Consider the following 7,281-nt stretch of genomic DNA (forward strand, 5'->3'; position numbering starts at 1 on the left):
CTTCAAAAAACCAAAATCCCCGCGAGGGGATTGAAACTGGAGGGTCCGGACGTCCTTGTGCTTGATCTGCATCGCGTCTTCAAAAAACCAAAATCCCCGCGAGGGGATTGAAACTGACCATTATGCTATAATTCTATCAAAATGATAAATGACGTGATCGTCGTCGATCATACACACGCACTGTTCGGACAACAACAACGAAGGAGTCGAATGTGAACCGCAATAGTCTCTTTGTAACCTGGTTGCTTGTGCTCATCCTGTGGTGCTAGGCACCGAAATGGTTGCCTCTCCATGTGCTCACCGCTACTGGTGCCGGGGTACGAGATGTATCTGCCATGACAGCGCCGGCCACCCGCCAACCGATGGTCGGGGTGGCATCTCAATCGGGAGCGTGGCAGCATCTAGGAACTGGACCTCAAAGCGTGGACGCCCCCGTCTACGCCCTTGCCTTTGGCACCGATGGGAGTCTCTACATCGGCGGAGACTTCATCAACGCCGGCGGTCATCCATATGCCGACTATCTTGCATGTATGACAACCGACCTATCGGGATGCGGGTCATCGCCGACCGACCCACCGGGTGGCGGGTCATCGCCAACCGACCCATCGGGTGGCGGGTCATCCGAGGAACCATTCTCCGTCTACGTACCGCTCGTGCTGAAATGACGTGCATACAACGCACCATGATTGGTGCTATCCCCATAGAAATTAGAGCATGGGACCCCCGGCTTTGGCCGGGTGGGGAATGCGCCTTGTCTCTTTTCGTGGTTGTGGTATGGTTAGTTTACTATGACTAAACAAACGCGACACACAGTCTCCACCATCACCTACCACCTGGGTTGGTGTCCCACATACCGACGTCCGGTTTTGGCTGGCGATGTCGGGTTGCGCCTGTCTGCATTGCTGCCAGATGATGTTCAGCAGCGTGGCGGTGACGTGCATGACCTGGTTGGTATGCCCGATCATGGTCATGTGGTCGCGTCTTTCCCCCCGACGCTGGCAATGAACCAGATCATGCACCGATTGAACAGGCAATCGAGTTCCCACCTGCGGAAAGCATTTCCGCACGTGAACCGTCGGTTGCCGTCGTTGTGGACGCGAAGGTACGCTGTTGGCACAGCGGGCCACGTGCGTGCCGCAACGATCAAGCGGTACATTGATAATCAAAAGGGGCAATAAGTGATCGTTAAACACGGCGATGGCGGTAAACTGCGCTTCGACGACGCGAGCCGGGCGTTGGTGGACGTGCAGAACGTGGGTGAGATCACGATCAACTTCCACCGCCCGCTGCCCGCAGGTGCAGCGATCACGCATGGTGTCATCAACCGCCGCAGCCGCACGTGGTACGTCTGCGTTCAGGTCGAGTTCGCCGCGCCGCAGCCCGCACCGCGTGCCCGCAACCCCGTTGGTCGTGCTGTCGGGTTGCTGCATCTGCTGACGCGCTCGAACGGTACCCAGATCGACACCCTGCGCTGGCTGCGCGAAGTGCTGGCCGCCCTGCGCGTCGCCCAGCGCCGCCTGTGTCGCCGCGTCACGGGCAAGTACCGCTACCGCACGACCGCGCAGGATGTGGCTTGTCTCCACGACCACATTAGCAAGCAGCGCCGCGATGGCTGGCACACGACCACGCGCTGGCTGGTCGCTACCGACGGACTGGTGGCAAGCGAAACCCTGACCCTGGACGTCATGACGCACCATCCGCGCCGCTCCCTGAGCGCCCACGATGCCGCACTGGGGCTGTTCCGCGAGCTGCTGACGGACACGGCTGAAAGCGCTGGTACGGTAGTGGTCGCCGTGAACCCGCAGTCCACCTCGCAGGTCTGCGCTGGCGGTGGTGAGATGGTGCAAACGTCGCTGTCGGAGCGGATACACGATTGTCCTCACGGTCACGTACGGTTGGACCGGGATGAGCATGCTGCCCGGAACATCCTTGCGCGTGCGTTAGCATGTGAGTCGGTCCGGACGGGGCCGTCAGGCGCGAACGTGGCCGGTTACAGCGTGCGTAGCCTGAGAAGCTCCCCGCTTTAGTGGGGAGAGTCGTCACAATCCTCGCCAGGGGATAATTAGGGCGCGAAATCCATCTAATCGTGCAACACTCCTCCACAAGATCGCAGACGGGGCAGGCACAAGACCTGCCCCGTCTCAGTTTCATGTCGAATAATCCGTCACCGCACAGGGTATACGTGTCGTATCTCGCCCCTCCAGCGCAGTGGCTTCGCCATGCCCCTCACCGCTGACCATTGCACGTCTCCGGTGCCCATAGCCCGCGTTGAGCGTTACGGGCTTCGGTTTCGGCGGCTCGGAAGATTGCTTGATAGCGGTATGGAACGTTGTAGGTGTATTCGTAGGCATATCCTTGCCGGATCTGTTCCAGATTGACCATGCGCCCGTCTTCGAGCCAGACGTAGCGCAGGAGGCGACCAAACCGATCTCGTGAGTCTTGCGAGGGGTCGTCTTCCAAGAAGACGGTTTGTCTGTCCACGAGTTTGCGCGCATTGCTCGCTGCTTCTTTCCCGAAACACTCGACCGGTCGCCGTGGATCGACCGACTCTGGGGTGTTGATGCCAATTAGCCGTACCCGCTCTTCATCCCACCCGATCCGCACGATGATGGTGTCGCCATCGACAACGCGGACGACTTGGGCGTGCGTTAGGTTGTCGGGAAGGGGTGGGTAGTCGGTAAGGCTGACCTGCTCTGTTGGCGCCAGCCGGCTGCATCCACTGATGAAGAAGATGATCTGTATCAAGAAGATGGTGAAGATCCGCCGTACCACAGTCGATTCCTCCAATGCTATCATCTGCTCCGGTGGTATCGTAACTCAAGTTGCTATCTGTGCTGTGGGCAGCCCATAGAGGCTGCCTATCAGGATGAACAGCACAACGTTTCTCGCAACACCGTATGGTGTCATTGCATGCGCAATGTGGAGTTTCCATGAACGTGCTACATCACGCCTCACGATAGCAACCTGGATTATACCTATTCTCTGTGTCCTCTGTGTCTCTGTGGTGAAAAAAGGTGGCAATTTGGCTTGTCCTGCATGTTCCTGGCCGGTTGTCACCATGACCACGACATGTAACGAAATTTCAAGCAGATACCTACTAGTCAAAAACCACTGAAACGTGTATCCTGAAAGAGACGGGAGCAGTTTACCACAAGGGAGTAACCTTCATGCGACCGCGAGAACATTTCGATCAGGAATTGGAAGCCTTGCGTAAGCAGGTGCTTGATTTTGGGAATGCGGTTGTCGGAGCGCTGGATCGGGCTATTACAGCGTTGGAAAAGGGTGATGTGGAGTTGGCGCAAGCGGTTGTTGCCAGTGATGTTGCGTTCAATGAGGCAAGGGATGCGATTGAACAGCATGCGGTGAATCTGATCGCGACCCAGCAGCCGGTGGCCCGTGATTTGCGCCGGATTGTTGCCGCTATGGCGATCAGTTATGAGTTGGAACGGATCGCCGATTATGCGAAGAGTACGGCAAAGATGGTGGCCGGTAGCCCAGACCCGAACCGCGGTTCATTGCATGCGCCGCCTGATCTGGTTGCTCTTGGTCGGGTGGCCCGCGCTAATCTTGAACGCACCCTGGCAGCGCTGGGGAATGGTAATCCCGATGCGATTAAGGAGATCATTCTCAACGAGGATGAGATTGATCACGAGTATAAGCGTTTGAAGCGTGCGCTGGTGTCCCAACTGACGCCGCCAGAGATCGCCGATCTGTTGTTCATTGCCCATAATTTCGAGCGCGTTTCAGATCGGGCACTGAATATGGCCGAAAAGATGATTTTTGTTAGTAGTGGTAATCAAGTGGAATTGAATGATTAATCCCGATCTATCGGGGAGGGTTACATTCAATGCCCTCCTCGCTTTTTTTGCCTGCGTCGGGTGTGTGACAGGGGCAGAATATGCGCTTGCCCGCTGCTTACCCCACGGTGATCGCTGCTGCATAACAGTTATTTCGTCCATTCACGCAGCCGTGCCGGTCACGCTTATCTCCTCTTCTCTACTTCAACAGTGAACCGATGGGATTCAGACTACAACTTGCGCATAGTTCAGTCACCGCCGGCATTGCGGTGGGTGCCACCAGTAATACCAGCCGATCATTGGGTGCGAAGACAGTACTTCCGTTCGGGATGATGTAGCCGTCTGCACGCTGAATCTGTACGACCAGCAAGCCTCGCGGCAGATCGGCATCGATCAGCGATTTACCGACCAGTGCTGAGTCCGGCGGAATTTGCGCTTCCAGGATTTGACTGGCACCACTGACTTCTGGCACGAAGAGGTGGCTGTCTACCACTTCGGCCTGATCAGTCATCACACCCAGGCGACGGGCAACCCAGCCGATAGAGATGCCTTGCCCGAGGACTGAGATCAGAACAATGAAGAAGACCAGGTTGAACAGGAGCGGGGCATCGGGCACGCCGGCCAGCAGCGGGAAGGTTGCCAGCACAATCGGGACTGCTCCCCGCAATCCGGCCCACGCCACTATCAGGAGTTGCGGCAGCGAACGGCGTCGCCAGCCCAGGGCGATAATGACCGAGACCGGTCGGGCAACGAAGACGAGCCAGAGCGCCATGGCCAGCCCTTGCCCGGCCACTGCCGGGAGCTGCGATGGAAAGACCAGCAGTCCCAAAACCAAGAACATGGCAATCTGGCTGAGCCACGCTACACCATCGTGGAAACGGAGAATAGACCGTTTGTGAACAATGTTGGCATTGCCCAGAATGATACCGGATAGATAAACCGCCAGAAAGCCATTGCCACCGATGATCGCGGTGAAGCCGTAGGTCAGCAAGGTCAGGGCCATCGTCAGTACCACGTACAGCCCTTCCTGTTGCAGCCGGATGCGGTTGACTACCCAGATCATCAACCGGCCAAAGGCGTACCCACCGGCAGCACCGAGAATCATCTGTATGATAAACGGCGGAATAAGGGTCAACAGTGATGCCTGTGGGTTGATCACCAGGTTGGTTAAGCCGATGGTGAGAAAGACCGCAATCGGATCATTACTTCCCGACTCCAGCTCGATGAGTGGTTCAAGCCGATGCTTGAGATGTATCCCTCGCGTGCGCATAACGCTGAAGACTGCCGCTGCGTCGGTGGACGAGACAATTGCGCCGAGGAGCAGGGCAAGAGGCCAGTCAAAGCCGAGTATCAAGCGGGCACCAACCGCAACAATCACGGTGCTGACCAGCACGCCAACATTCGCCAGGATCAAACCCTCGATCAGGACTGGTTTGATAATCTGCCAGTCGGTGTCCAATCCTCCTGAAAAGAGGATGTAGATCAGCGCAATCACCCCGATTAGTTGGGCTACACCGGCATCGGTAAACGCGATACCGCCCGGCCCATCAGAACCGGCCAGCATACCGACCGCCATAAACAGGATCAGTGCCGGCACCCCAAACCGGTTTGAGGCACGGGTCGCAGCAACGCTAATCGCCAGCAGGAGACCGATTATGAGTAAGAGGGGTTCAGTTGTCATCGCTCTCTCCAACATGCTCGTATTACTAGCATAGTATAGATGTTGATCTGAAACAGATTGTCTGCATTCTGTAAGCCGGCTTACAGAATTTGAACGGGAGCCACAGATATAGTAGAAGACAGCGTGATCGGGTTTTAGAGTACCTGTGGCGGGAATGTCAAACTTTCTGCACTATGGTTGGGTACAGAGTCGGCAGAGAATAAAGTGAGGATTAATTTGGATTGCAGCCAGTTCCCTTCGACGGGCTTTCACGCCTCAAAGTGGCAACCTGGGTTATTTCCATCCTCTGTGTCCTCCGTGCCTCTGTGGTGACAAAGGTGGCAACTTTGCCTGTCTCATCCTCCTGCCACCCCACTTCTTCTCGAAAATGAAGGGTACTGCCATGAGACGCCCACTCCTTCTCACGACATTCCTGGCATTCGTCCTGGTAGCTTGCAGCACAAGTACCGGCCAGGTGATACCAACACCGCCCCCTGCCAATCCAACTGCGCCGGCGTCATTGTCGGCAGACCTGCCAGCCGGGGCTGGTCAGTTTCGCACCGACTTCAGTCGCCACAGCGTGTCCTTTGCCGAAATTCGCTCTGGTGGCCCACCAAAAGATGGCATCCCTGCGATAGACAATCCACGCTTCGTCTCGGTAACAGCAGCGAACGAGTGGCTCCGACCACGCGAGCCGGTAATCGCATTGGTGCTCGGCAATGATGCCCGTGCCTACCCGATCCAGATTCTAATGTGGCACGAAATTGTTAACGATACGGTCAATGAGATACCGGTAACAGTCACCTTCTGCCCACTCTGCAACACTGCCATCGTCTTCGAGCGCCGCCTTGATTTGCAGATACTGGATTTCGGTACCACCGGTCTGCTGCGTTATAGCAACCTGGTGATGTACGACCGTCAGACCGAGAGCTGGTGGCAGCAGGCAACTGGTGAGGCGATTGTTGGTGAATTGACAGGTCATCGGCTCGCTTTCATTCCTGCCGCTATAGTGGCCTGGGAGACCTTCGCCGCCGGCTACCCTGATGGGAGAGTGCTCTCCCGTGAAACAGGCTATATTCGCGACTATGGTCGCAACCCCTATCTCGGCTACGACGATATTGACCGCTCACCCTTTCTGTACGACGGCCCGCCTACCCCGGATGCCTTACCGGCTATGGCTCGGGTTCTGACCGTCGATCACAACGGTGAGGCGGTTGCGTACCCCTACGATACACTCGCTACGATGCAGGTCATCCACGATGAGGTGGGTGGATTGCCAATTGTCGTCGTGTGGCGCACCGGTGCTGCTTCGGCGCTCGACAGTGCGCAAATCGCTGAGGGCCGTGATGTAGGGATGGCGAGAGCCTATCAACGGGTCGTCAACGGTCAAACTGTACAATTCACCATTGCTGGCGATCATCTGGTAGACAGTGAAACTGGCACCAGGTGGGATCTCTTCGGGCGGGCAATAGACAGCCCCCTGGCAGGAGCGACACTAACCCCGGTCCCGGCGATTGATCATTTCTGGTTCTCCTGGGCGGCATTTCGCCCCGATACCCGCATCTATCGCTAACCGGGGCAGAGTCTGTTTGACCCCGCTCAACTCACGACAGCGGCGCCCATCCGGCATTGGTAGTTCCCACCCCCAGCGCAGGCGGGTGCGGGTGAGGGTGTCTCACCTGGGAGCGCACGCCTCCGGTGCGCTCGCCACCTGCACCAACCCACCGTGCTTGCCTCCGGCAAGATAGCATAACCCAAGTTGCCACCTACGCTGTGAGCAGGCCACGAAAGACTACCTGCGATGATGAACAGCACGACGCTGCG

The 7,281-nt window shown here is 57.1% G+C and carries 6 protein-coding genes; 4 read left to right on the forward strand and 2 right to left on the reverse strand.

Features of this window, described 5'->3' with window-relative positions; genetic code table 11:
* Positions 1-788 precede the first annotated feature (788 nt).
* Together tnpA and VAE55_RS16210 are read left to right on the forward strand one after the other, a co-directional pair.
* On the forward strand, positions 789-1,178 hold the full coding sequence (tnpA, locus tag VAE55_RS19190) for an IS200/IS605 family transposase (RefSeq protein WP_416181214.1): 390 nt from the start codon (positions 789-791) through the stop codon (positions 1,176-1,178).
* The gene (locus VAE55_RS16210) at positions 1,179-2,027 is read left to right on the forward strand and encodes a transposase (RefSeq protein WP_322816771.1); all 849 of its coding nucleotides are present in this window, start codon (positions 1,179-1,181) and stop codon (positions 2,025-2,027) included.
* Positions 2,028-2,226: 199 nt separating this feature from the next.
* Here the strand turns inward: VAE55_RS16210 and VAE55_RS16215 are convergent, their stop codons facing one another.
* A complete protein-coding gene (locus tag VAE55_RS16215; RefSeq protein ID WP_322816772.1) occupies positions 2,227-2,772 on the reverse strand; it encodes a thermonuclease family protein in 546 nt (181 codons plus the stop codon).
* 395 nt (positions 2,773-3,167) lie between these two features.
* On the opposite strand from VAE55_RS16215, the gene phoU reads away from it, so the two are divergent.
* Positions 3,168-3,818 carry a phosphate signaling complex protein PhoU gene (gene phoU / locus VAE55_RS16220; protein ID WP_322816773.1) on the forward strand — a complete coding sequence of 217 codons (651 nt, stop codon included), beginning with the start codon at positions 3,168-3,170 and terminating at the stop codon, positions 3,816-3,818.
* 178 nt (positions 3,819-3,996) lie between these two features.
* Here the strand turns inward: phoU and VAE55_RS16225 are convergent, their stop codons facing one another.
* A complete protein-coding gene (locus tag VAE55_RS16225) occupies positions 3,997-5,478 on the reverse strand; it encodes a potassium/proton antiporter (RefSeq protein ID WP_322816774.1) in 1,482 nt (493 codons plus the stop codon).
* A 382-nt stretch (positions 5,479-5,860) separates the two neighbouring features.
* Between VAE55_RS16225 and VAE55_RS16230 the strand changes: the two genes are divergently transcribed.
* Positions 5,861-7,030, forward strand: coding sequence for a DUF3179 domain-containing protein (locus VAE55_RS16230; protein WP_322816775.1), 1,170 nt, complete (start codon positions 5,861-5,863; stop codon positions 7,028-7,030).
* The last annotated feature ends 251 nt before the right edge of the window (positions 7,031-7,281 follow it).

Source organism: Chloroflexus sp., from assembly GCF_034432675.1.
Classification (GTDB): Bacteria; Chloroflexota; Chloroflexia; order Chloroflexales; family Chloroflexaceae; genus Chloroflexus.

Excerpts from the sequence above, each read along its gene's own strand:
- VAE55_RS16225 (WP_322816774.1), bottom strand. The coding sequence starts at position 5,478 with ATGACAACTGAACCCCTCTTACTCATAATCGGTCTCCTGCTGGCGATT.
- VAE55_RS16230 (WP_322816775.1), top strand. The coding sequence starts at position 5,861 with ATGAGACGCCCACTCCTTCTCACGACATTCCTGGCATTCGTCCTGGTA.
- phoU (WP_322816773.1), top strand. The coding sequence starts at position 3,168 with ATGCGACCGCGAGAACATTTCGATCAGGAATTGGAAGCCTTGCGTAAG.
- tnpA (WP_416181214.1), top strand. The coding sequence starts at position 789 with ATGACTAAACAAACGCGACACACAGTCTCCACCATCACCTACCACCTG.